The organism is Streptomyces sp. NPDC059534, assembly GCF_042743475.1.
Classification (GTDB): Bacteria; Actinomycetota; Actinomycetes; order Streptomycetales; family Streptomycetaceae; genus Streptomyces.
The window spans coordinates 63,017-86,871 of sequence record NZ_JBHWAQ010000015.1; the positions used below are offsets into that span (position 1 = coordinate 63,017).

20 protein-coding genes are annotated in these 23,855 nt (G+C 72.5%); 9 read left to right on the top strand and 11 right to left on the bottom strand.

The features are described 5' to 3' along the window. Positions 1-33: 33 nt before the first annotated feature. The gene (locus ACFVZH_RS19195) at positions 34-1,587 is read right to left on the bottom strand and encodes a PucR family transcriptional regulator (protein ID WP_384898560.1); all 1,554 of its coding nucleotides are present in this window, start codon (positions 1,585-1,587) and stop codon (positions 34-36) included. A 206-nt stretch (positions 1,588-1,793) separates the two neighbouring features. Beyond that, positions 1,794-4,313 carry an ATP/GTP-binding protein gene (locus tag ACFVZH_RS19200; RefSeq protein ID WP_384898561.1) on the bottom strand — a complete coding sequence of 840 codons (2,520 nt, stop codon included), beginning with the start codon at positions 4,311-4,313 and terminating at the stop codon, positions 1,794-1,796. A 267-nt stretch (positions 4,314-4,580) separates the two neighbouring features. On the opposite strand from ACFVZH_RS19200, the gene gabT reads away from it, so the two are divergent. After that, positions 4,581-5,915, top strand: a complete 1,335-nt coding sequence (gabT, locus tag ACFVZH_RS19205; protein ID WP_384898562.1) for a 4-aminobutyrate--2-oxoglutarate transaminase — start codon at positions 4,581-4,583, stop codon at positions 5,913-5,915. A gap of 118 nt (positions 5,916-6,033) precedes the next feature. Next, positions 6,034-6,798 (top strand): phosphatase PAP2 family protein, encoded by a 765-nt coding sequence (locus ACFVZH_RS19210; RefSeq protein ID WP_384898563.1) that lies wholly within the window; start codon positions 6,034-6,036, stop codon positions 6,796-6,798. On the opposite strand, the gene ACFVZH_RS19215 is transcribed toward ACFVZH_RS19210, so the two are convergent. The 8 genes from ACFVZH_RS19215 to ACFVZH_RS19250 all read right to left on the bottom strand — a co-directional run bounded on the left by ACFVZH_RS19215 (position 6,734) and on the right by ACFVZH_RS19250 (position 16,449). Beyond that, positions 6,734-8,536 carry a chitinase gene (locus ACFVZH_RS19215; protein ID WP_384898564.1) on the bottom strand — a complete coding sequence of 601 codons (1,803 nt, stop codon included), beginning with the start codon at positions 8,534-8,536 and terminating at the stop codon, positions 6,734-6,736. The genes ACFVZH_RS19210 and ACFVZH_RS19215 overlap by 65 nt on opposite strands. Before the next feature lie 98 nt (positions 8,537-8,634). Then, positions 8,635-9,114: a hypothetical protein gene (locus ACFVZH_RS19220; RefSeq protein ID WP_384898565.1), complete on the bottom strand. Its 480-nt coding sequence runs from the start codon at positions 9,112-9,114 to the stop codon at positions 8,635-8,637. 133 nt (positions 9,115-9,247) lie between these two features. Continuing rightward, positions 9,248-10,666 (bottom strand): NAD(P)/FAD-dependent oxidoreductase, encoded by a 1,419-nt coding sequence (locus ACFVZH_RS19225; RefSeq protein WP_384898566.1) that lies wholly within the window; start codon positions 10,664-10,666, stop codon positions 9,248-9,250. Between the two features lie 36 nt (positions 10,667-10,702). After that, complete coding sequence (locus ACFVZH_RS19230) at positions 10,703-11,500, bottom strand: ABC transporter permease (RefSeq protein WP_384898567.1); 798 nt, start codon at positions 11,498-11,500, stop codon at positions 10,703-10,705. After that, entirely contained in the window at positions 11,500-12,426 is a 927-nt protein-coding gene (locus ACFVZH_RS19235; protein ID WP_384898568.1) for an ABC transporter permease, read from the bottom strand. Before ACFVZH_RS19235 ends, ACFVZH_RS19230 begins: the two co-directional genes overlap by 1 nt. Beyond that, a complete protein-coding gene (locus ACFVZH_RS19240; RefSeq protein WP_384898569.1) occupies positions 12,423-13,592 on the bottom strand; it encodes an ABC transporter ATP-binding protein in 1,170 nt (389 codons plus the stop codon). The genes ACFVZH_RS19235 and ACFVZH_RS19240 overlap by 4 nt, the downstream gene beginning before the upstream one ends. A 44-nt stretch (positions 13,593-13,636) precedes the next feature. Continuing rightward, on the bottom strand, positions 13,637-14,884 hold the full coding sequence (locus ACFVZH_RS19245) for a PotD/PotF family extracellular solute-binding protein (protein WP_384898570.1): 1,248 nt from the start codon (positions 14,882-14,884) through the stop codon (positions 13,637-13,639). A 50-nt stretch (positions 14,885-14,934) separates the two neighbouring features. Then, the gene (locus tag ACFVZH_RS19250) at positions 14,935-16,449 is read right to left on the bottom strand and encodes a gamma-aminobutyraldehyde dehydrogenase (RefSeq protein WP_384898571.1); all 1,515 of its coding nucleotides are present in this window, start codon (positions 16,447-16,449) and stop codon (positions 14,935-14,937) included. A gap of 175 nt (positions 16,450-16,624) precedes the next feature. Here ACFVZH_RS19250 and ACFVZH_RS19255 point away from each other — a divergent pair, with 175 nt between their 5' ends. Next, positions 16,625-17,191: an NADAR family protein gene (locus ACFVZH_RS19255; protein ID WP_384898572.1), complete on the top strand. Its 567-nt coding sequence runs from the start codon at positions 16,625-16,627 to the stop codon at positions 17,189-17,191. Between the two features lie 97 nt (positions 17,192-17,288). On the opposite strand, the gene ACFVZH_RS19260 is transcribed toward ACFVZH_RS19255, so the two are convergent. Continuing rightward, positions 17,289-17,984 (bottom strand): DUF4190 domain-containing protein, encoded by a 696-nt coding sequence (locus tag ACFVZH_RS19260; RefSeq protein ID WP_384898573.1) that lies wholly within the window; start codon positions 17,982-17,984, stop codon positions 17,289-17,291. Positions 17,985-18,158: 174 nt separating this feature from the next. Between ACFVZH_RS19260 and ACFVZH_RS19265 the strand changes: the two genes are divergently transcribed. The 6 genes from ACFVZH_RS19265 to ACFVZH_RS19290 all read left to right on the top strand — a co-directional run bounded on the left by ACFVZH_RS19265 (position 18,159) and on the right by ACFVZH_RS19290 (position 23,843). Then, positions 18,159-19,190: an adenosine deaminase gene (locus ACFVZH_RS19265; RefSeq protein WP_384898574.1), complete on the top strand. Its 1,032-nt coding sequence runs from the start codon at positions 18,159-18,161 to the stop codon at positions 19,188-19,190. Positions 19,191-19,209: 19 nt separating this feature from the next. Then, a complete protein-coding gene (locus tag ACFVZH_RS19270; protein ID WP_384898575.1) occupies positions 19,210-19,899 on the top strand; it encodes a glycerophosphodiester phosphodiesterase in 690 nt (229 codons plus the stop codon). Next, positions 19,896-20,675 carry an SAM-dependent methyltransferase gene (locus ACFVZH_RS19275; RefSeq protein ID WP_384898576.1) on the top strand — a complete coding sequence of 260 codons (780 nt, stop codon included), beginning with the start codon at positions 19,896-19,898 and terminating at the stop codon, positions 20,673-20,675. The genes ACFVZH_RS19270 and ACFVZH_RS19275 overlap by 4 nt, the downstream gene beginning before the upstream one ends. After that, positions 20,675-21,859, top strand: coding sequence for a sensor histidine kinase (locus ACFVZH_RS19280; protein WP_384898577.1), 1,185 nt, complete (start codon positions 20,675-20,677; stop codon positions 21,857-21,859). Before ACFVZH_RS19275 ends, ACFVZH_RS19280 begins: the two co-directional genes overlap by 1 nt. Beyond that, positions 21,856-22,539, top strand: coding sequence for a response regulator (locus ACFVZH_RS19285; protein ID WP_384898578.1), 684 nt, complete (start codon positions 21,856-21,858; stop codon positions 22,537-22,539). Before ACFVZH_RS19280 ends, ACFVZH_RS19285 begins: the two co-directional genes overlap by 4 nt. Before the next feature lie 128 nt (positions 22,540-22,667). After that, positions 22,668-23,843 carry a serine hydrolase domain-containing protein gene (locus tag ACFVZH_RS19290; protein ID WP_384898579.1) on the top strand — a complete coding sequence of 392 codons (1,176 nt, stop codon included), beginning with the start codon at positions 22,668-22,670 and terminating at the stop codon, positions 23,841-23,843. Positions 23,844-23,855: the final 12 nt, after the last annotated feature.

A 23,855-nucleotide genomic window follows, 5' to 3' on the forward strand; every position in this document is an offset into this window, starting at 1 on the left:
GGGACGTACGGGCCGGGTGGGACGCGTGGGCCGTTACTCCGTGCCCTCGCCCGTCGCCTTCAGCGCCAGCCACAGCTCCATGCGGACGTCCGGGTCGTCGAGGGAACGGCCGAGGATCTCCTCCACGCGGCGCATCCGGTAGCGCAGGGTGTGCCGGTGGACGCCCAGGTCCGCCGCCGCCGCGTCCCACTGGCCGTGCCGGGAGAGCCAGGCGCGCAGGGAGGCGACCAGGTCGCCGCGGCCCGTCGCGTCGTGGTCCCGCAGGGCCCGCAGCATCCCGTCGGCGAAGGCCCGGACGGCGTCGTCGGCGAGGAGCGGCAGGACCGAGCCCGCCGCCAGGTCCTCGTGCTCGACCAGCGCGCGGCCGCGCCGCCGGGCCACCGACAGCGCCTGCTCGGCCTGCTTGTACGCGCCGGCGGCACCGACCGGGGCGACCGGGGCCGAGAGGCCGATGACGACGCCGACGTCCTCCGCGTCGCGCTCCGCGTATCCCTCGCACGCGGCGACGACCGCGCCGCCGTCGCCCGCGAGGACGACGAGCCGCTCTCCGCTCCCGGTCACGGCGAGGACCGCCTCGCCGGCCCGTGCGGCCGCCGCCTCCAGGGCCTCGGCGAGCACCGGCAGCGGCGGCTCGGCGGCCGTCTCTCCCCCGGCGGACTCGGCGACGAGCAGCCGGAACGGGGCGTCGAGCAGCCCGCCGTACACATCGCCCGCCACCGCGCGCGCGTGGTCCGGCTGGCCCGAGAGCAACATCTGCAGGACCGCGGCGCCCAGCCGCTGCTCCGCCGCCTGGAGCGAGCGGGAACGTTCCGTCGTCAGGGTGAGCAGCGCGATCGCCGAGTGCACCGCGTACCGCTCGGCCGTGCCGAGGGGCGCGCCCGTGCCGACCGCGAGGGCGCCGCGCACCCGCCGTCCGGTGCCCAGCGACTGGAGTTCCACACGGTCGTCCGTACCGCCGACGACGGCGCTGGCGGGCGCCGGCCGGTCGCGCAGCCGCTCCACGTCGGCGGTCAGCCGGGCGGCCCGGCGGGCCGCCCACTCGGGTGAGACGGCGACGACGGTGCCGGAGGTGTCGTACAGCGCGGCCCAGCCGTCGACGTGCGCGGCGAGCCGGGCGACGACGGCCTCGGGACCCTCGCCGAGCGCCGCCCTGGTCAGCTCGCGCTGGGCCTCGAAACCGGCCGTCACGGCCCGGTACTGGTCGGCGGAGATGGCCGCCGACACCGCCTTGCTGATGGCGAGGAACGGGGTCCTGCGGGGCACCTCCAGGAGCGGCAGGTGCTCCTCGCGGGCCGCGTCGAGCAGGGCCGGCGGGATCTCCTCGTAGTTGACGCCGACGGCGAAGCCGAGCCCGACGACCCCGGCCCCCAGCAGCCGCCGCACATAGCGGCGCATCGCCTCCAGGTCCTCCGCGTCCAGCGTGAGCGCGGTGGTGAGGAGCAGCTCGCCCCCCTCCATGTACGGGACGGGGTCGGCGAGCTCGCTGACATGGGCCCAGCGGACGGGGGTGTCGAGACGGTCCTCACCGGCCCGGACGATGAGCTTGAGGGCGGAGTGCTGCACGAGCGAGGCGAGGGTGGGCGGCATTGGCGACCGTCGGACCTTTGAGCGAGGGGGCACCGCTCAGCCGAGCGGCGCCCCCGATTGTGCCAGGGCCGATGGGTGCCCGCTCAGCCACGCGGAACGGACGACTCTCGGCCACCCGGCCACCCGGGGCTTCGGCCACCCGGGCGCGCGGGGCTCTCGGCCGCCCCGGCGCGAGGGGCCCCCGGCCCGGGTCCCTCGCGTCCCGGTCAGCCGCGCAGGTCGACCAGGACGGGGGGCGTGTGCGCGCCCCGGACGGTGGTCAGCGACACGACGGCGTGGCCGGGCGGCACGGAGTGGGCCAGTTCGGACGCGGACCACCGCTCGCGTTCGACCTTCCGGGTCGTGACGGCGTCGGTGGTCACCGCCTTGCCGGTGACCTTCTTGCGCAGGGCGTGGATGAACCGGGTCATCGGCTGGTCGGCGAAGACGGTGTGGTGGGCCACCTCGGTGGTCTCGATCCATTCCTTGCCCCAGGTCTCGGCGAAGCCCCGGCCGTCCCAGGTGGTGATGCCGGCGAGCGCCACGCGGCAGCCGACGGAGCCGAGCAGCGGGCCGTGCAGGGGCTCGGGGACCTCGCCGAGGGTGCGCAGGCCGAGGACGACGCCCGCGTTCTGCGGACGGAGCCGCTGGAGGGAGCGGACCGTTCCGGTGGTGACCGCCCCCGTGGCGTCGTCGAGCACGAGGCAGACGAAGTGGCCGCGGTTGCCGGCGGTCCTGGCCGCCGCCAGGAACTGGGCGAGGAGCAGCCGGGTGAGGAGCCGCGACGCCTCCTCGTGGCCGCGTTCGGGCAGGGTGACGCGGACCCGCAGGGGGTGGTGGACGACGGACTTCAGGGAGAAGGGCCGTACGCCTCCGGTGTCGGCGCCGAAGAACTCGGCGAACACCGGCCGGTCGAGCAGGGACAGGCGGTCCGCCAGGAGCGGCCCGGCGTCCGCGGCCGTGCCGGCCTGCCGGACGCGGGCCTCCAGCTCGCGGCGCATCGCGGCCGGGCTGTCGGCCGGCAGCCGGTCGAGCAGCGCGGTCAGCGTCTCCGGGCCCGCTTCGAGCAGTTCGCGGAGCGCGGGTACGGAGGGGAAGCGGCCGTGGACGGCCCGGTGGGGGCCGATCAGCTGGGCGAGGACCGTGGCGGCGCGCCGGGCGTCGAGCTGCTCGACGTCCCCCACCAGCCCCTCCGCGAGCAGGGCCGCCGCTTCGTCGGGATCGGTGAGTCCGGCGTACAGGTCGAGGTCGTACGGCGAGGCCGGGTCGCCCGGCCTGACGACCACGTCGTAGGCGTCGTCGGGGCCGAGCTGCGCGTCGGCCGCGCCGACGGCGACCACCGCGCAGCCCCCGGTCAGGGCCTGGAGGGTGAGCGACTCGACGACCGGGCGGGTCAGGCGGGCCGTCTTCCCGGCGCCGGAGGGCCCCACGACGAGCAGCGAGGTGCCGAGCACGGACGGGTCGAGGGCCAGACCCGCGCCCCGGTAGGCGGCCGGGTTGCGCTCCTCGGCCACGCAGCGGCCGATGCGGACCTGCCCGAGCAGCAGGTCGTGGGTGGCGGCGCGGACCGGCAGGTCGCGGTCGCCCGAGGGGTGCGCCCAGGCGGCCGCGCCCTGGCTCAGCACGGTGTCGGCGATGGAGGCGGGACCGCTTCCGGCGCCCCCTCCCCGCCCGTCCAGGTGCCGGCGTACGCGCGCGCAGTCCACGTCGTTCATCCGTCCGGCGTGGACCTCGGCGGCGAGCAGGTCGGCGGCCCGCCGCTCCCCCGCGGCCCGCAGTTCGGGCCACTGCGAGAGCGGGACCGGCGCCGCCGCGTCGAGCGGGGCCGCGGGGGCGGTGGCGCCGCGGGCGGCGCGGGCCCGGAGCCGGGCGCGGGCCAGGGCGCGCCACTCGCCGAGGCGGGCGAACGGCCACAGCACGGCCGCGGTGATCACCGTGTACACGGTGTAGACGAGGAACGGCGAGGCGAGGACGTCGTAGCCGCCGCCGAGGAGCACCACCAGGGAGAGCGCGGGGCCGACCAGGGGCAGCGGCTCCCAGCCGACGCCGGGGAAGGCGTCCGGCCAGACGAATGTCAGCGCGAGGAGCGCGGCGCCGGCCGCGAGGGCGGCGCGCACCGGCGGCCGACGGTCGGCGAGCAGATGGCGGGCGAGTTCGGCCCAGGCGCCGAGGCGGGCGATCGCGTAGAGGAGGCCGGCGAAGAAGACCCCGTCGTAGACGACGTGGGCCTCGGCGCCGTGCCAGTCGCGGGGCGAGGTGCCTCCGGCGTACCACCAGTCGCCGGGGGTGAAGGTGGCGAGCGGGATCCACTGGTACGGGACGACGCCGCGCCGCCATGCCGACCACAGGAGGAGCCCCACGACCAGCGGGATCACCAGGCCGACCACGGTCACGGGCGCGAGCCGCCGGGCTTCCTTGGGCGGCGGCGGGGGCACGTGCCGGAACCGCCAGACGCCGGGCGGCGCGGTCTCGGGGCGCGGTGCGTCCAGCCAAGCGACGACAGGGGCGGCGGGTGCGGCGGGCCCGGGCCCGGCGGGGGCCGGATACCCCGGCCCGGCGGGGGCTTCGGGGGTTCCCGGGGCGCCCGTCGGGCGGGGCGGGACGCGGGGCGGGGCCGGACGCGCGCCCCCTTGCGGGGGTCCGGCCGGGGGCGCCGCGTGGGCCGGGGCACCGGTCGGCGGCCCCGCTGGGCGCGGGACCGCGCTGCCCCTGGTGTCGCGTGACTCGTACGTGCCGTCGGTCTCCATGAACCCCTGCCCCCTGAACAGCCAGGTCGCCGCGTCTGTGCCACCGTCAATCTAGTGGGCCGGGACCGCCCCGGAGGGGTTTCGACCACCCGTACGGCCGATCACCGGTACGGCGTCTCCGGGGGGCGGAACCGGACGGGCCCTGTCCATCCCGGACAACGACACACCCCCCATCACTCCCGATCGGCGCATGCCTCTCGCCCGTTCCCCCGCCTAGCCTGCGGAGGAAACCCGCAAGTGCGTCCAGAACATCCCCAGGAGCCCCGCATGAACGCTGTCCCGCAGGAGCGGCGCGTCGTCACCGCCATCCCCGGTCCGAAGTCGCAGGAGCTTCAGGCCCGCCGTCTCGACACGGTCGCCAGTGGCGTCGGCTCCACGCTCCCCGTCTTCACCCAGCGGGCCGGTGGCGGCATCATCGAGGACGTCGACGGCAACCGTCTGATCGACTTCGGCTCCGGCATCGCCGTGACCTCGGTCGGCGCCTCCGCCGAGGCCGTCGTGCGCCGCGCGTCCGCGCAGCTCCAGGACTTCACCCACACCTGCTTCATGGTGACGCCGTACGAGGGTTACGTGGAGGTCTGCGAGGCGCTGGCCGAGCTGACCCCGGGCGACCACGCCAAGAAGTCCGCGCTGTTCAACTCGGGCGCCGAGGCCGTCGAGAACGCGGTCAAGATCGCCCGTTCGTACACCAAGCGCCAGGCCGTCGTCGTCTTCGACCACGGCTACCACGGCCGTACGAACCTCACGATGGCGCTGACCTCGAAGAACATGCCGTACAAGCAGGGCTTCGGTCCGTTCGCGCCCGAGGTCTACCGCGTGCCGGTCGCCTACGGCTACCGCTGGCCCACCGGCCCGGAGAACTGCGGCCCCGAGGCCGCGGCCCAGGCGATCGACAACATCACCAAGCAGATCGGCGCCGAGAACGTCGCCGCGATCATCATCGAGCCGGTCCTCGGCGAGGGCGGCTTCATCGAGCCGGCCAAGGGCTTCCTGCCGGCGATCGTGAAGTTCGCCAACGACAACGGCATCGTCTTCGTCGCGGACGAGATCCAGTCCGGCTTCTGCCGCACCGGCCAGTGGTTCGCCTGTGAGGACGAGGGCATCGTCCCGGACCTCATCACCACCGCCAAGGGCATCGCGGGCGGTCTGCCGCTCGCCGCCGTCACCGGCCGCGCCGAGATCATGGACTCCGTCCACGGCGGCGGTCTGGGCGGCACCTACGGCGGCAACCCGGTGGCCTGCGCCGCCGCGCTGGGCTCCATCGAGACGATGAAGGAGCTCGACCTCAACGGCAAGGCGCAGCGCATCGAGGAGCTCATGAAGGCCCGCCTGGCGGCGATGGCCGAGAAGTTCGACGCCATCGGCGACATCCGCGGCCGCGGCGCCATGATCGCGATCGAGCTGGTCAAGGACCGCGCGACCAAGGAGCCGAACCCGGAGGCCGCGGGCGCGCTCGCGAAGGCGTGCCACGCCGAGGGCGTGCTGGTCCTGACCTGTGGCACCTACGGCAACGTGCTGCGCTTCCTGCCGCCGCTGGTCATCGGCGAGGACCTGCTCAACGAGGGCCTCGACGTCATCGAGAACGCGTTCGCCCAGATCTGAGCGTTCCGGGTCCTCACGACCCGGAACTCACACACGGTGTGAAGACTCTGTGGGGGGCCGATGGCGGGATACCGTTCCCGCTGTCGGCCCCCTCTTCTCTGGCGTACGGTTTCTGCAGATGAGAGAAACACCCCGGGCGGAGCCTCCCCAGCCCCGCCCACACCGTGCCTTCGCGCACACCACCGGCGCCTCGTGCTCCGGGACTCCTCACCGATCGGATGGCCGCACGCCCCACACCCCCCGGGGCGCGCGGCAGCCCGATCCCCTCGGCCGCCCTGGAACCACCCCCCCTGTTCCAGGGCGGCCGGCTCTCTTCTCGGCGCTCGTCGCCCTCGTCGTCGTGACCTGGCAGGTGCTCGTCCACGGCCCCTTGGCCAGGCTCGACGAGCGGGTGTCCCACGCGGTGGTGGACTCGGTCCCCCGGTGGCTCGGCGAACTCGCCTCCGACCTCGGCAACATGACGGTCGCCCTTCCGGTCCTGGCCTGCGCGATGGCGTACGCCTTCCTGCGCGGCCGGCGCGCCGCCGCCCTGTACGCGGGGCTGGCCATGGCCGCCGTACCGCTGGCGGTGATCCCCCTGAAGGAGTGGACGGCCCGCCCCGGCCCCCTGGAACCCTGGGCCCAGGGCTACTACCCGTCGGGCCACACGGCGACGGCGACGGTCGCCTACTTCGGCGCCGCGTTCCTCGTCTCGAACCGGCTGATCCCCGTCGCCGCCGTACTCACGGCGGCGACGGGGACCGGACTGGTCCTGCGCGGCTTCCACTGGCCGCTGGACGTGGTGGCCAGCCTCTGCCTGGGGCTGCTGATCCTGGCCGTCAGCTCCAGTTGTACGCGTCGAAGTTCTGCGAGAAGGCCCACTGGTTGTAGCGGTCCCAGTTGATCGACCAGGTCATGAGGCCGCGCAGGGCGGGCCAGGTGCCGTGGGTCTGGTACGTGCCGCAGTTGGTCTTCTTCGTCAGGCAGTCGAGGGCCTTGTTCACCTCGGCCGGGGCGGTGTGGCCGTTGCCCGCCTGGGTGGAGGCGGGGAGGCCGATGGCGACCTGGTCGGCGCGGAGGGCGGGGAAGAAGCGGTCGGTGTTGCCGGCGACGGGGAAGCCGGTGAGGAGCATGTCGGTCATGGCGATGTGGAAGTCGGCGCCGCCCATGGAGTGGTACTGGTTGTCCAGGCCCATGACGGAGCCCGAGTTGTAGTCCTGGACGTGCAGAAGGGTGAGGTCGTCGCGCAGGGCGTGGATGACCGGCAGGTAGGCGCCGGCGCGCGGGTCCTGGCCGCCCCAGGGGCCCGAGCCGTAGTACTGGTAGCCGAGCTGGACGAAGAAGGTCTCCGGGGCCATGGTCAGGACGAAGCCGGGGCCGTACTTGGCCTTGAGGGTCTTGACCGCCTGGATCAGGTTGACGATGACCGGGCTGGTCGGGTTCCGGAAGTCGGTGTCGCCGGTCTGGAGCGAGAGCGAGTGGCCCTCGAAGTCGATGTCGAGGCCGTTGAGTCCGTACTCGTCGATGATCTTCGAGACGGAGGAGACGAAGGTGTCGCGGGCGGCGGTGGTGGCGAGCTGGACCTGGCCGTTCTGGCCGCCGATGGAGATGAGGACCTTCTTGCCCGCGGCCTGCTTGGCCTTGATCGCCGTCTTGAACTCGGCGGGCGTCTCGACGTTCGGGCACTCCGCGACCGGGCAGAGGCTGAAGCGGATGTCGCCCGAGGTCACCGAGGTCGGTTCGCCGAAGGCGAGGTTGACGACGTCCCAGGAGTCGGGGACGTCGGCCATCCGGGTGTAGCCGGAGCCGTTGGCGAAGCTGGCGTGGAGGTAGCCGACGAGGGCGTGCGCGGGCAGGCCGCCGCCCCCGCCTCCGCCGCCGGAGGTCGTGGTCGCGGTCACGGCGGCCGACTTCGGGGATTCGCCGGCGCTGTTCACGGCGGTGACCTGGAAGGTGTACGGGGTGGAGGCGGTGAGTCCGGTCGCGGTGGCCGAGGTGCCGGTGACCGTCTGGATCCTGGTGGCGCCCTGGTAGACGTGGTACGAGGTGGCGCCGGACACGGCGGCCCAGGTGAGCGGCACGGTGGTGGAGGTCGGGGAGCCGGCCGCGAGACCGGTGGGGGCGGCCGGGAGCTGGACCGGGTCGCCGCCGGGGCCGTAGAGCGAGAGGTCGTCGGCCTGGTAGGCGGGGGTGCCGTACCAGGCGTGGGTGTAGATCGTCACCGAGGTGGTGGAGGCGCCGGTGGTGAAGGTGGTGGCGAGGCGCTGCCAGTCGGGCGCGGAGCCGGTCCAGGTGGAGACGTCGGTGGTGCCGGTGCCCGTCGCGCCGAGGTAGACGTAGCTGCCGCGGACCCAGCCGCTCAGCGTGTACGAGGAGTTGGGCTTGACGGTGACGGTCTGGGAGCAGCGGGCGTTGTCGCTGCCGGCCGGGGTGGCCTGGAGCGCCTTCGTCCCGCCGTGCACGGGGGACGTGACGGCGGCTCCGCTGCCCGCCGAGCAGGTCCAGCCGTCGAGTCCGGCCTCGAAGCCGCCGTTGCGGGCGAGTTCGGCGTCGGCGGCCTGGGCCGTGGGGGTGGCTGCCAGGAGTCCGCCGGCGGCGAGGGCGCCCGCCAACAGCAGGGTGAGGGGTCTGGTGCGGTCCACAACTGCCTCCGGGGGTGGGGGAATCGAGGTGGGAGCGCGCCACAGCATGGTCCAGACCAATCAAGTGGTCAAGACCTCTGTTCGTTCCTCGCGGGCGGTCAGACCCCGCCGCTCCCCCCTTCACCCCGGGCCAGCCCGCCCGCCGCCTCGTGCATCGCCAGCTCCAGGAGCGAGGCGTCGTTGAGCGTGCCCGCGCCGTCCGGCGCCACCAGCCAGCGCACCCCGCCGGTCACCCGCCCGGGATACGGCACCACGATCCAGGTGCCGGCGCCGGCGCCGCGCACCCCGGTGCCGAGCCAGCGGGCGGCGGTGCCGGGCGGGACGAAGAAGCCGATCCGGGCGTCGCCGAAGTCGGCGAGGACCGGCCCCGGCCGGTCCACCAGCCGGTTCAGCACGTCGAGCGTGGGGCCGCCCAGCTCGCCCGGCAGGATCAGCACGTCCCAGCGCCTGCCGGCGGGCAGCAGCGCGACCCCGTGCGGGTTGCGCTCCCACTCCCACCGGCAGGCGTCGGGATCGGGTGCGACCGAGGCCAGCCACTCCACCGCGCTCCTGACGCCAGAAGCCCCCGTACCAGTCATCACAAAGCTCTCCTTCTCCGCGCGGACACGGTGTCCACCCGGAGAGAGCGGGTACGGGGGCTTCTCTTACGCGACTTCGCCTACCCGCCGGTTGTGAGGTGAGTCACACCCGATGGCGAGGGGTCGTCGCGGGTCAGCTGTCGAAGCCGAGGCCGAAGCGGTCCATCGTCTTCAGCCACAGGTTGCGCCTGCCGCCGTTCTCGTCGGCGCGGGCAAGCGCCCACTTGGTGATGCCGATGCCGGCCCAGGCGATCGGCTCGGGCGGGAACGGCATCGGCTTGGAGCGGACCATGTCCAGCTCGGTGCGCTCGGTGCGTTCCCCGGCGAGCAGGTCGAGCATCACGTCCCCGCCGAAGCGGGTGGCGCCGACGCCGAGGCCGGTGAAGCCGGCCGCGTACGCCACCTTGCCCTGGTGGGCCGTGCCGAAGAAGGCCGAGAAGCGCGAGCAGGTGTCGATCGCGCCGCCCCAGGCGTGGCTGAAGCGCAGCCCCTCCAGCTGCGGGAAGCAGCGGAAGAAGTGCTCGGCGAGCTTGAGGTAGGTCTCCGGGCGGTGGTCCATGTCGGCGTTCAGCTTGCCGCCGAAGGGGTAGATCGCGTCGTAGCCGCCCCAGAGGATGCGGTGGTCTGCGGTGATCCGGAAGTAGTGGAACTGGTTGGCGGAGTCGCCGAGGCCCTGCCGGTTCTTCCAGCCGACGGAGGCGAGCTGCTCGGCGTTGAGCGGCTCGGTCATCAGCGCGTAGTCGTAGACCGGGACGGTGTACGGCCGGACGCGCTTGACCAGGGACGGGAAGACGTTGGTGCCGAGCGCGACCCGCTCGGCGACGACCCGGCCGTACGGGGTGCGCACGCCCATGCCGGCGCCGACGGAGACCAGCTCCAGACCGGGGGTGTTCTCGAAGATCCGGACGCCCAGGCCGAGGCAGGCCCGCTTCAGGCCCCAGGCCAGCTTGGCCGGGTTGAGCATGGCGACGCCGCGGCGGTCCCAGAGGCCGCCGAGGAAGGTCGGCGAGTCGACCTCGGCCCGGACGGCGTCCCGGTCGAGGAGTTCGAGGCCGTCCGCGAGACCGAGCCGGTCGATCTCCGCGTACACCTCGGCCAGTTCCTCGACCTGGTACGGCTCGGTGGCGACGTCGATCTCGCCGGTGCGCTCGAAGTCGCAGTCGAGGGAGTAGCGGGCGACCGCCTCCTCGATGCCGTCGAGGTTCTGCTCACCGAGCCGTTCCAGCTGCGGCAGCTCCTGCGGCCAGCGGGCGAGCCCGTTGCCGAAGCCGTGGGTCAGGGAGGCGGCGCAGAAGCCTCCGTTGCGGCCCGAGGCGGCCCAGCCCACCTCGCGCCCCTCGATCAGTACGACATCCCGGGCGGGGTCGCGCTCCTTGGCGAGGAGCGCGGTCCACAGTCCGCTGTAACCGCCGCCGACGACGAGGAGATCGCACTTCTCGGTGCCGGTGAGGGCGGGCAGGGCGCCGGGCTTGCCCGGGTCTTCCAGCCAGAAGGGGACGGGCTGGGCGTCGGAGAGAGATTGTGCAGCGAGACGCATGGCGACTGGGGCCATGGTTTCCAACTCCTTCGGTGCCTGACCGGGGCTCGGTCAGGCTGTTGCTGTCTTCTTGCGCCGGTTCGTGATGATCTGCCCGGCCATGACCATCAGTACCGCGAGGACGAACATCGCGGTGCCGATGACGTTGATCTGAACGGGGGTGCCGCGCTGCGCCGAGCCCCAGACGAACATGGGGAAGGTCACGGTGTTGGGACCCGCGTTGAAGTTGGTGATGATGAAGTCGTCGAACGAGAGCGCGAAGGCGAGCAGCGCGCCGGCCGCGATGCCGGGTGCCGCGATCGGCAGGGTCACGCGCAGGAAGGTCTGCGTGGGCCCCGCGTAGAGGTCGCGCGCGGCTTCCTCCAGGCGCGGGTCCATGGACATGACCCGGGCCTTGACCGCCGTCACGACGAACGACAGACAGAACATGATGTGGGCGATCAGGACCGTCCAGAAGCCCAGCTCTATCCCCATGTTGAGGAAGAGCGTGAGCAGCGAGGCGGCCATGACGACCTCGGGCATCGCCATCGGCAGGAAGATCAGCGAGTTGATCGCGCCGCGCGCCCGGAAGCGGTAGCGGACCAGCGCGAAGGCGATCATCGTGCCGAGCGCGACGGCGCCGAGGGTCGCCCAGGCGGCGATCTGGAGCGACAGCGACAGCGACTGGCACATGTCGGCGACGCCGCAGGGGTCCTTCCAGGCGTCCAGCGAGAAGCGCTGCCAGGAGTAGTTGAAGCGCCCGTTCGGCTTGTTGAACGAGAACACCATCACGACGATGTTCGGCAGGATCATGTAGGCGAGCGTCAGCAGGCCCGCGATGACCACGAGGTTGCGACGGATCCAGCGCATCAGACCAGGTCCTCCGTTCCCGCTCGGCGGATGTAGACGGTGACCATGAGCAGCACGATCGCCATGAGGATGAAGGAGAGCGCGGCGGCCGTCGGATAGTCGAGGACCCGCAGGAACTGCGACTGGATGACGTTGCCGACCATCTTGGTGTCGGTCGAGCCGAGCAGTTCGGCGTTGACGTAGTCGCCGCTCGCCGGGATGAAGGTGAGCAGGGTGCCGGAGACGACGCCGGGCATCGACAGCGGGAAGGTCACCTTGCGGAAGGTGGTCGCCGGCGAGGCGTACAGGTCCTGCGCGGCCTCGTGCAGCCGTCCGTCGATCCGCTCCAGGGAGGTGTAGAGGGGCAGGATCATGAAGGGCAGGAAGTTGTACGTCAGACCGCAGACGACGGCCATCGGGGTGGCGAGCACCCGGTCGCCCTCGGTCCATCCGAGCCAGCTGGTGACGTCCAGGACGTGCAGCGCGTTCAGCGCGTCGACCACGAGGCTGTCGTCGGCCAGGATCGTCTTCCAGGCCAGCGTCCGGATGAGGAAGCTGGTGAAGAAGGGCGCGATGACGAGGACGAGGAGCAGGTTGCGCCAGCGGCCGGCCTTGAAGGCGATGAGGTACGCGAGCGGGTAGCCGAGGAGCAGGCAGAGCAGGGTGGCCGTGCCGGCGTACAGCAGGGAGCGGACGAACTGCGGCCAGTACTCCTGGAAGGCTTCCCAGTAGGTCTGGAAGTGCCAGGTGACCTGGAAGCCCTCCTCCAGGTTGCCGGTCTGGACCGAGGTCGACGCCTGGTAGACCATCGGCAGCGCGAAGAAGACGAGCAGCCAGATGATGCCGGGCAGCAGCAGCCAGTAGGGGACGAGCCGCTTGCGGGTGGAGGGCTTGCGCAGAACCGGTTCCTCGATCGGGGGCGCTTCCTTCGCCAGGGTTGCGGTCATGCGGCGTCCTCCACCGTCTCCACGCCCGCGTCGATGTCCTGCGCCGCGTCGAGGCCGAAGGTGTGGGCCGGGTTCCAGTGCAGGACGACCTCGGCGCCGGGGACGAGCCGGGTGTCCCGCTCGATGTTCTGCTCGTACACCTGGAGCTCCGCGCCCGCCGGCGAGTTCACCACGTACTGGGTGGAGACACCGATGAAGGAGGAGTCGGCGATCCGCCCGGTCACCCGGTTGCGGCCGTCGGCGATCTGCCCCGCGTCGTCGGCGTGCGCGAGGGAGATCTTCTCGGGGCGGACGCCCACGAGGACCTTGCCGCCCTGGCGGACGGCGGAGGTACAGCGGTCGCCGGGTATCCGGAGCTTGCCGCCGCCGGCCGTGACGAGCACGTCCGAGCCGGTCTCCAGGACCTCGGCCTCGATGAGGTTGGAGGTGCCCAGGAAGTTGGCGACGAAGGTGGTCTGCGGGTTCTCGTACAGGTCGGCGGGGGCGCCGAGCTGCTCGACCCGGCCGCCGTTCATCACCGCGACCTGGTCGGCCATCGTCATGGCCTCCTCCTGGTCGTGGGTGACGTGCACGAAGGTGATGCCGACCTCGGTCTGGATCCGCTTGAGCTCCAGCTGCATCTGCCGGCGCAGCTTGAGGTCGAGGGCGCCGAGCGGCTCGTCGAGGAGGAGCACCTGCGGGTGGTTGATGAGGGCGCGGGCCACCGCGACGCGCTGCTGCTGGCCGCCGGAGAGCTGGTGCGGCTTGTGGTGGGCCTTGTCGCCGAGCTGGACGAGCTCCAGCATGTCGTCGACCTGCTTCTTCACCGACTTGATGCCGCGCCGGCGCAGGCCGAAGGCGATGTTCTCGGTGATGTCCATGTGCGGGAAGAGCGCGTAGGACTGGAAGACGGTGTTGACCGGCCGCTTGTACGGCGGGAGGTCGGTGACGTCCTTGTCGCCGAGGAAGACGGTGCCGGTGCTCGGGTCCTCCAGGCCGGCGATCATCCGCAGCGTGGTGGTCTTGCCGCAGCCGGAGGCGCCGAGGAGGGCGAAGAAGGAGCCTTGCGGGACGGTCAGGTCCAGCGGGTGGACGGCGGTGAACGAGCCGTACGACTTGCTGATCCCGGTGAGACGGACGTCGCCGCCGCCAGTGTTCTTTCCGGTGTGAGCAGTCTTGTCAGTCATGGGTTGCGGTCCCAGGGGAGTGAGAGAGGTGGACGACGTCGGGCTCAGGCGCCGATGAGCTTGGCGAACTTCTCCTCGTACGCCGTCTCCTCCGCGCTGGTGAGGGAGCGGAAGGCGTGCGACTTCTTGGCCATGGCCTTGTCCGGGAGGATCAGCGTGTTGTTCGCGAGCTCGGGGTCGATCTTGGCGAGTTCGTCCTTCACCCCGTCGACGGGGCAGACGTAGTTGATGTACGCGGCGAGCTGGGCGGCGACGGGAAGCTCGTAGTAGTGGTCGATGAGCTTCTCGGCGTTCGTCTTGTGCCGGGACTGCGCGGGGACGAGCAGGTTGTCGCTGGAGGTGATGTATCCGGCGGCCGGGATGGCGTACCGGATGTCCGGGTTGTCCGCCTGGAGCTGGATGACGTCGCCGGCCCAGGCGAGGCAGGCCGCCAGGTCGCCCTTGTCCAGGTCGGAGGTGTAGTCGTTGCCCGTGAAGCGGCGTATCTGCTTCTTGTCGACGCCCTTCTGGAGACGCCCGATCGCGGCGTCGTAGTCGGCGTCCGTGAAGTGCCCGGGGTCCTTGCCGAGGTCCAGCAGGGTCATGCCGACGGAGTCGCGCATCTCGGTGAGGAAGCCGACCCGGCCCTTGAGGGACGGGTCGTCCAGGAGCTGGCTGACCGAGTCGACCTTCTTCCCGCCGGTCGCCTTGACGTTGTAGGCGATGACGGTGGAGATGCCGGTCCACGGGTACGAGTAGGCGCGGCCCGGGTCCCAGTCGGGGCTGCGGAACTGGGCGGACAGGTTCGCGTAGGCGTGGGGCAGGTTCGAGGAGTCGAGCTTCTGCGCCCAGCCGAGCCGGATGATCCGGGCCGCGAGCCAGTCGGTGACGCAGATCAGGTCGCGGCCGGTGTCCTGGCCGGCCGCGAGCTGCGGCTTGATCTTGCCGAAGAACTCGACGTTGTCGTTGATGTCCTCGGTGTACTTGACCTTGATCCCGGTGCGTTTGGCGAACGCCTCCAGGGTGGGGCGGGACTTCTCGTCCTCGCTGACGTCCATGTACTCGGTCCAGTTGGAGAAGGCGACGCTCTTCTCCTTGGCCGAGAAGTCCGTGGAGGCGGGCCCCTGGCCCTCCCGCTTGGCCGGCGGGATGCCACAGGCGCTCAGCCCGGCGAGACCGCCGAGGGTGAGCGCGCCGACACCGCCGGCGCGCAGCATCGAACGACGGCTGAGGGCGCCCCGGCCGCTCGTCAGGCTGCGCCGTATCGCCGCCTGCTGCGCGGCGGACAGGCTGTCGGGCTCGTACTGCTCCATGCGCTGTGCCCTTTCGGGATGGTGTGAGCCGCTGGTCGGGCGGCGGGCTGCTATCGGTCCCCGAAGATCGTGCGGTGCCAGTCCTTCGCGGCCACCGCGGTGTTGTCGAACATCACGTGCTTGACCTGCGTGTACTCCTCGAAGGAGTACACCGACATGTCCTTTCCGTAGCCGGACGCCTTGGTGCCGCCGTGGGGCATCTCGCTGATGATCGGGATGTGGTCGTTGACCCAGACGCAGCCGGCCTTGATCTCCCGCGTGGCGCGGTTGGCCCGGTAGACGTCGCGGCTCCAGGCGGAGGCGGCGAGGCCGTAGGGGGTGTCGTTGGCGAGCCGGATGCCCTCGTCGTCGCCGTCGAAGGGCAGGGCCACCAGGACCGGTCCGAAGATCTCCGACTGCACGACCTCGCTGTCCTGCGCGGCGCCGGCGATCAGGGTCGGACGGTAGTAGGCGCCGTCCTTGAGGTCGCCGCCCGGGGCTTCGCCGCCGGTGACGACGGTGGCGTAGCCGCGGGCGCGCTCGACGAAGCCGGCGACGCTGTCGCGGTGGCGGTGGCTGACGAGCGGGCCGAGGTCGGTGGCCGGGTCGAGCGGGTCGCCGAGGCGGACGGTCTCCATCAGCTCGGCGACCCGGGCGACGAAGGCGTCGAAGAGCGGGCGCTGGACGTACGCGCGCGTGGCGGCGGTGCAGTCCTGGCCGCTGTTGATGAGGGAGGCGGCGACGGCGCCGTGCGCGGCGGCCTCCAGGTCGGCGTCGTCGAAGACGACGAAGGGGGCCTTGCCGCCCAGTTCGAGGTGGAGCCGCTTCACGGTGGCGGTGGCGACCTCGGCGACCCGCTTGCCGACCGGGGTGGAGCCGGTGAAGGAGGTCATGACGACGTCGGGGTGGCCGACGAGGTGCTCGCCGACGACCCGCCCGGAGCCGCTGACGATGTTGACGACACCGTCGGGGATGCCGGCCTCCTTCGCCGCCTGCGCGAACATCAGCGAGGTCAGCGGGGTCAGCTCGGCCGGCTTCAGGACGATGGTGTTGCCCGCCGCGATCGCCGGGAGGATCTTCCAGGCGGCCATCTGGAGCGGGTAGTTCCAGGGGGCGATGGAGCCGATGACGCCGATCGGCTCGCGCCGGATGTACGAGGTGTGGTCGCCGCTGTACTCGGCGGCCGACTGGCCCTGGAGGTGGCGGGCGGCGCCCGCGAAGAAGGCGGTGTTGTCGATGGTGCCCGGCACGTCGAACTCGGTGGTGAGCCTGATCGGCTTGCCGCACTGGAGCGACTCGACCCGCGCGATCTCGTCCGACCACTCGGCGAGGACGCCGGCGAGGCGGTGCAGCGCGTCGGAGCGCTCGCCGGGGGTCGCGCCCGCCCAGCCGGGGAAGGCCGCCTTGGCGGCGGCGACGGCCTCGTCCACGTCGGCGGTGGAGGCGAGGGTGTAGGTGTACACGCTGTCCCCGGTCGCCGGGTCGATCACGCTGTGTTCCTGACCGGAGGTTCCGGCTCGGAGCCGCCCGCCGATGTACTGTGCGCCGTCCGCGAAGCGGTCCGTCACCTGGAAGCGGTTGCCCATGACGCTCTCCGTTGTTCCAGCTCGAATTGAGTGCCGATCCTGACATGATGAAAGTGCCCCAACAAGTGATTCCGTTGTTGCCTTTTGGTTACGCGACGGAATCGGTCGACCATGTGTCGAGGCGGCCGGAAAATCTCCGTACGGAGTGTCCGTGGCGGCTGCCACACTCCCATGCATGAACAAGATCGACGAGCTGACACAGCAGGTCAACAGGGGTGACCGGCTGAAGTGGCTGCTCTTCTGGGGTCACCGTCCGCATCCGGACGGACGCCTTTCGGCGAGCTGCCTCAGCCAGTGGTGGCCGGCGCCCTTCACGGTCGACGGGGTGGCGTACGCGACGGCCGAGCACTGGATGATGGCGGCCAAGGCGCGGCTCTTCGGGGACGCCGAGGCCGAGCGGGCCGCGCTGACCGCCCGTACCCCCGCGGAGGCCAAGAAGGCGGGCCGTCTGGTGCGGGGGTTCGACGACACGGTCTGGGAGCGCGAGCGCTTCGGCATCGTCGTCGAGGGCAGCGTCCACAAGTTCGCCTCGGCCCCGTCCCTGCGCGCGTACCTGCTCGGCACCGGGGACCGCGTCCTGGTGGAGGCCAGCCCGGTGGACCGCATCTGGGGCATCGGACTCGCCGCCGACGACCCCCGCGCCCACGACCCCGCCCGCTGGCACGGCCTCAACCTCCTCGGCTTCGCCCTGATGGAGGCCCGCGACCGGCTCCGGAGCGGGCTGGACGCATCGGGCCGGTAGGGAATGTGACGACAGGCCCCAGGACGACCGACGGGCCGCGCACGCGCGAGGGCCCCGCACCTCGGTGAGGTGCGGGGCCCTTGCTGTCGTCCGGGCGTCAGCGGCCGCGCTCGATCTCCAGGACCGAGGCGAACGGGTCGTCGGTGCCGGAGTCGTCGTAGCTCGACGAGTCCTGGGCGATGGCCCAGATGATGAAGCCGAGGAAGACGGCGCTCACCAGGGTGCCGATGGAACCGAGGACGATGCCCGCGATGGCCATGCCCCGGTTCGTCGCCTCGCCCCGGTTCGCCTTCTTCAGGCCGATGACGCCGAAGATCAGGGCGAGGATGCCGAGGATCATTCCCAGGCCGTACATGCAGAACCCGGCCACCGCGATGATGCCGAGCACCATCGCGGTCGTCCCCATGCCGTTGGACGGGGACTGCTGCCAGCCGGGCTGCTGCTGGCCGTACCCGGAGCCGTAGCCGGGGTATCCGTATCCGGACGCGGTCGGCGGCGTCGGCGCGGCCGGCTGCGGGGCCGGGGTGGCCGGGTAGCCGTACGCCCCGGGCGTGGCCGGCGGATAGCCGTACGCGTCGGGCGTCGCCGCCGGGCCGCCCGGGGCCACCGGCGGCGGCGGGACGTCGCCGCCGGGGCCGGTGGCGGCCGGCATCGACGTCACGGTCATCTGGTCGTGCACGGGCGGTGGCGTCGGTGACGCCGACTTGCTCAGTTCCACCCCGTCGCGGTTCGGCGGAGCCCACGGGTCCGCCGGGTCGTACCCGCCCTGCGGCTGGTCTCGGTTGTCAGACATGGGCCTCCCCCATCGTGGTCACGTCATGCTACGACCTCACCTCCGGGGGGTGTCCTGCCGGTCGGACCCGATCAGGGACCGACCGGCGGCCGGGCACGGTGCGGGACTCCGCGAGCCCGGCCCGGCCGACGAGGCGCCCCCCGAGGGGGGACCCGACCGGCCTACGATGATTCGATGACCGACCTCCACCCCTTCATCGCCGGCCTTCCCAAGGCCGAGCTGCACGTCCACCACGTGGGCTCCGCCTCGCCGCGGATCGTCGCCGAACTCGCCGCCCGGCACCCGGACTCCAAGGTCCCCACGGACCCGGAGGCGCTGGCCGACTACTTCACGTTCACCGACTTCGCGCACTTCATCGACGTCTACCTCTCCGTCGTCGACCTGGTCCGCACCCCCGAGGACGTCCGGCTGCTGACCTTCGAGGTCGCCCGGGACATGGCCCGCCAGAACATCCGGTACGCCGAACTCACCATCACCCCCTACTCCTCCACCCGCCGCGGCATCGACGAGCGCGCCTTCATGGCGGCGATCGAGGACGCCCGCAAGGCGGCCGAGGCCGAGTTCGGCACGATCCTGCGCTGGTGCTTCGACATCCCCGGCGAGGCCGGCCTGGCCTCCGCCGAGGAGACCGCCCGCCTGGCCACCACCGACGGCATCCGCCCGGAGGGCCTGGTCTCCTTCGGCCTCGGCGGCCCGGAGATCGGCGTGCCGCGCCCGCAGTTCAAGCCGTACTTCGACCTGGCGCGCGCGGCCGGCCTGCACTCCGTCCCGCACGCGGGCGAGACGACCGGCCCGCAGACCGTCTGGGACGCGATCAACGACCTGGGCGCCGAGCGCATCGGCCACGGCACCAGCTCGGTCCAGGACCCGGCGCTCCTCGCCCACCTGGCCGAGCACCGCATCGCCCTGGAGGTCTGCCCGACCTCCAACATCGCCACCCGGGCCGTCGCCACCCTGGACGAGCACCCGATCCGGCAGATGGTGGACGCGGGCGTGCTCGTCACGGTCAACAGCGACGACCCGCCGATGTTCGGCACGGACCTCAACAACGAGTACGCCGTCGCCGCCCGCCTGCTGGGCCTCGACGAGCGCGGCCTCGCCGCCCTCGCCAAGAACGCGGTCGAGGCGTCCTTCCTCGACCCGGCCGGCAAGGCCCTGATCGCCGCCGAGATCGACACGTACACGAACGACTGGCTGGCGCGCTGACGACGACGAGAATGGGGCCATGCGCTCCGTCACTGTCGTAGGCCATCGCGGCGACCCGTACCGCGTCCGTGAGAACACGCTCCCCTCGATCGCCTCGGCGATCGAGCGGGGGGCGGACGCCGTCGAGATCGACGTCCGGGTGACGAAGGACGACGTCCCGGTCCTCCTTCACGACGACACCCTGAAGCGGCTCTGGGGGCACGACCGGCCCCTCGCGGAGCTCTCCCACGCGCAGCTGCGCGAGCTCACCGACGGCGGGGTGCCGACGCTCCGCGAGGCACTGCTCGCCGCCGGGGACCACCGTCTGATGCTGGACCTGCCGGGCGGGAACGAGGCTTCGGTCCGTCGGATCGTCGGCACGGTCCGCGAGTGCGGCGCCGCGGAGCGGGTGTACTACTGCGCCGGGGCCGTCGCGATGCTCCAGGTGCGGGCCGCCGACCCGGCCGCCGAGATCGCCCTGACCTGGACCACGCTCGCCCCGCCCCGCCCGATCCTGCTCGACGTGGTGCGGCCGAGGTGGCTCAACTACCGTTTCGGGCTGGTGAGTCGGGCGCTGAGCGAGCGGGTGCACCGGGACGGCCTGCTCCTCTCCGCCTGGACGGCGGACACCCGGCGCACCATGCGTAAGCTGATCTTGAACGGGGCCGACGCCATCACCACCAACCGTGTCGACGCCCTCTCCGCCGTCCTGCGAAAGGCTGACGCGTGACCGACCGGATCCGGACCGACATCGCCCACAACGCCCGGGTGTGGAACTACTGGCTGGGCGGCAAGGACAACTACCCGGTGGACCGCGCCGTCGGCGACCAGGTCACCGGCTTCTACCCCGGCATCGGCGAAGTCGCCCGCGCGGACCGGGCGTTCCTCGGCCGGGCGGTGACCCATCTGGCCGCCGAGGCGGGCGTGCGCCAGTTCCTCGACATCGGTACGGGCCTGCCGACCGCCGACAACACCCACGAGGTGGCCCAGCGGACCGCCCCGGACGCCCGGATCGTCTACGTCGACAACGACCCGATCGTCCTCACCCACGCCCGCGCGCTCCTGACGAGCGCGCCCGGGGGCGTCACCGAGTACATCGACGCGGACGCGCGGGACCCGGAGAGGATCCTCGCGGCGGCCGGCGCGACCCTCGACCTGTCCCGTCCGGTCGCGGTGCTGATGCTCGGCATCCTCAACTTCGTCCTGGACACCGACGAGGCCCGGTCGGTGGTGCGGACGCTGATGGACGCCGTCCCCTCCGGAAGCTTTTTGGTGCTGACCCACCCCACCCTGGAGCCGGAGCTCGGCGGCGAGGCCAACAAGGCCGCGATGGCCTTCTGGAACGAGCACGCGACCCCGCCGATCACCGCCCGCACCCGCGCCGAGTTCGCCTCCTTCCTCGACGGGCTCGACGTGCTGGAGCCGGGGATCGTGTCGTGCGCGCGCTGGCGCGCCGAAGGAGCCCCGGTCGTGGCCCAGTTCGGCGCCGTGGGCCGTAAGCCGTAATGGGCATACGGGGGGACGTCCGGGGGGCCTGGGAGCGGACGCGGAGCTGGGGCACGGCCAATCCGTGGGCGGTGGACATCGGCATCGCGCTCCTAGTCCAGGCGGCGATGACGATGCCGTTCGTGGTGCCGCGCGGGCCCGAACTCGAACCGGCGACCTGGCCCGCGTACGGGCTGACCACGCTCACCGTGGTGCCGCTGGTCTGGCGGCGCCGCGCGCCCCTCGCGGTGCTGCTCGCGATCCTGGCGGCGAGCTCGCTGTACAGGCTGGCCCTGGAGGGGCCGGGGCAGCCGCTGCCGTACACCGGGCTCGTCAGCGTCTACACGGTCGCCGTGCTCTCGCCGGCCTGGAAGCGACTGGCGACGGCGGGGCTCATGCTGGTCGCGGTGCCGGTCTCGGTGTGGCTCAACACCCAGTCGGCTCGCGAACTGACCTTCTCGCTCTTCGTGTTCGTGGCCGCGTACGTCTTCGGCCGGCTCCAGGACGCCCGGCAGCGGGCGCACCGGATCGAGGCCGAGCAGGCAGCCGCACGGGAACGGGCCCGGATCGCCCGGGAGATGCACGACATCCTGTCGCACGCGGTGAGCCTGATGATCGTGCAGGCCGAGGCCGGTCCGGTGGCCGTACGGGCGGCGCCCGCGCGGGCCGAGGCCGCGTTCGAGGCGATCTCGGAGACGGGCCGCGAGGCGATGGCCCAGCTGCGCCACATGCTGGGGCTGCTGCGCGAGGGCGGCGAGGGGACGGCCCCCCGGGAGCCGCAGCCGGACCTCGGCGGCATCCCGGACCTCGTGGAACGGGTGCGGTCCAGCGGCCTGTCCGTCACGTACGAGACGGAGGGCGGGGTACGGGCGCTGCCGGCGGCGACCGGCGCGAGCGCGTACCGGATCGTCCAGGAGGCGCTGACGAACGTGGTCAAGCACGCCCACGCCCGTACCGCCGATGTCCGGCTGGCCTACCGGGAGGGCGCCCTGGGCGTCACGGTGACGGACGACGGGCGCGGCCCCCGGCCGGGCGCCGGCGGCCACGGCCTGGTCGGCATCCGGGAGCGGGCCGCCGCGCACGGCGGGACGGCGGCGACGGGCCCGGGCCCGGGCGGCCGGGGCTTCGAGGTGCGGGTCCTGCTGCCCGTGCCCACCACGCCGGAGACGGCGAAGACCACGAGGACGGCGGAGGCGGAGAGATGACGATCCGGGTGGTGGTCGCCGACGACCAGGAACTGGTCCGCAGCGGCTTCGCGATGATCCTGGACGCGCAGCCGGACATCGAGGTCGTCGCGGAGGCCGGCGACGGGACGGAGGCCGTCGAGGCGGTCCGCCTCCTCGCCCCCGACGTGGCGCTGCTCGACATCCGGATGCCCCGCACGGACGGCATCGAGGCGTGCCGGACGATCAGCGCGGAGTCCGCCTGCCGGACGGTGATCCTGACGACCTTCGACACCGACGCGTACGTGTACGAGGCGCTGCACGCGGGCGCGAGCGGCTTCCTCCTCAAGGACGTGCGCCGGGACGACCTGGTGCACGCGGTACGGGTGGTGGCGGCGGGCGACTCGCTGCTCGCGCCGTCCGTGGCCCGGCGGCTCGTGGAGCAGTACACGGCGGGCGGACCGCGCCCGGCGGACCGCGCCCCCGACGCGCGCCTCGACGTGCTGACCGGCCGCGAGCGGGAGACGCTGCTGCTGCTCGCGCGGGGTCTGTCCAACGCGGAGATCGCCGCCGAGCTGGTGGTGAGCGACCACACGGTGAAGACCCATGTGGGGAACGTGCTCGCCAAACTGGGGCTGCGCGACCGGATCCAGGCGGTGATCTGCGCGTACGAGACGGGGCTCGTCGCGGCGGGCTCTCCCCCGTCCGGGGGAGGCGGGTAGCCCGGCCCTCCCCCGCGTCGGCGAGGAACCGTCCACCCGAAGACCGCCGGTGCGGGCGATCCGTGGATCGCCGCCGGTCAGCAGGATGGAGCCATCGAGAACAACGGCTCACACCCACGGAGTTGACGATGAGGAAGTCCACCCGCACGCTGCTCGCGGCCGCCCTGGTCCTGGGCGCCGTCACCGCACCGGCGATCACCCCGGCCTTCGCCGCGGCGCCCCCCGCGGTGGCCGCGTCGGCGTCGTCCGCGCCGTCGAGTGCGGACCTGAGCGCGGTGATCGCCGGGCTCCCCCGCGCCGACGCGACGGCCGCGCTGGTCCGGGTCGGCGGCACCGAGGGCTCCTGGCAGGGCAGTGCGGGCGTCCACGACCTGGAGACGAACGCCCCGGCGGACGCGGCCGCCCGCTTCCGGGCCGGGTCCGTGACGAAGGTGTTCACGGCGGCGACCGTCCTCCAGCTGGCCGCCGAGGGCCGGATCGATCTGGACCGCCCGGCCCGCTCGTACCTCCCCGACCTGATCCCCGGCCGGTACGCCCGGGTGACGGTGCGCCAGCTCCTGAACCACACCCACGGCATCCCGGCCGCCGACCTGCCGGGCGAGACGGTGGAGGAGTGGTACGCGAACCGGTTCGACGTCCACACGCCGGAGGAGCTGGTCCGTTCGGCGACGGCGCAGCCGCGCGAGTTCCGCCCCGGCACCCGGCAGCACTACCTCAACATCGGCTACACGATCGCCGGTCTGATCGTGGAGCGGGTCACCGGCGACTCGTACGAGCACCAGGTGGAGCGGCGGATCCTGCGGCCGCTCGGTCTCCGCGACACGTACTTCCCCGGCGCCGCGGCCGGGATCGACGGGCCGTACAACCACGGCTACCAGACGATGCGGCTCGACGACGGCACGACCGGGCTGCGTGACGTCTCGGTGTGGGGGGTGACGGACGGCTGGGCCGCCGGCGACATCATCTCGACCACCGCCGACCTGGAGCGGTTCACCCGGGCCCTGTTCGCGGGCCGGGTGGTGCGCGGTCCGCTCCTGGAGGAGATGTTCACGCTGCCGAAGGTGACGGACCTGAACACCGGCGACCCGGCCGCCTACTCGGCCGGCCTGTCGATGAAGCGGCTCGGCGGCCGCGAGGTGTGGGGCAAGACCGGCGGCCGCTGGGGGTACAACACCGCCATCGCCTCGACGCGCGACGGCGCCCGCACCCTCGTCTACAGCGTCAACGCCACCGACGCCAAGGGCCAGGACATGAACCGGACGGCCCTCGGCCTCATGGTGGCGGCGTACGGGATGCCCGGCTGACCGCCCCGCGGG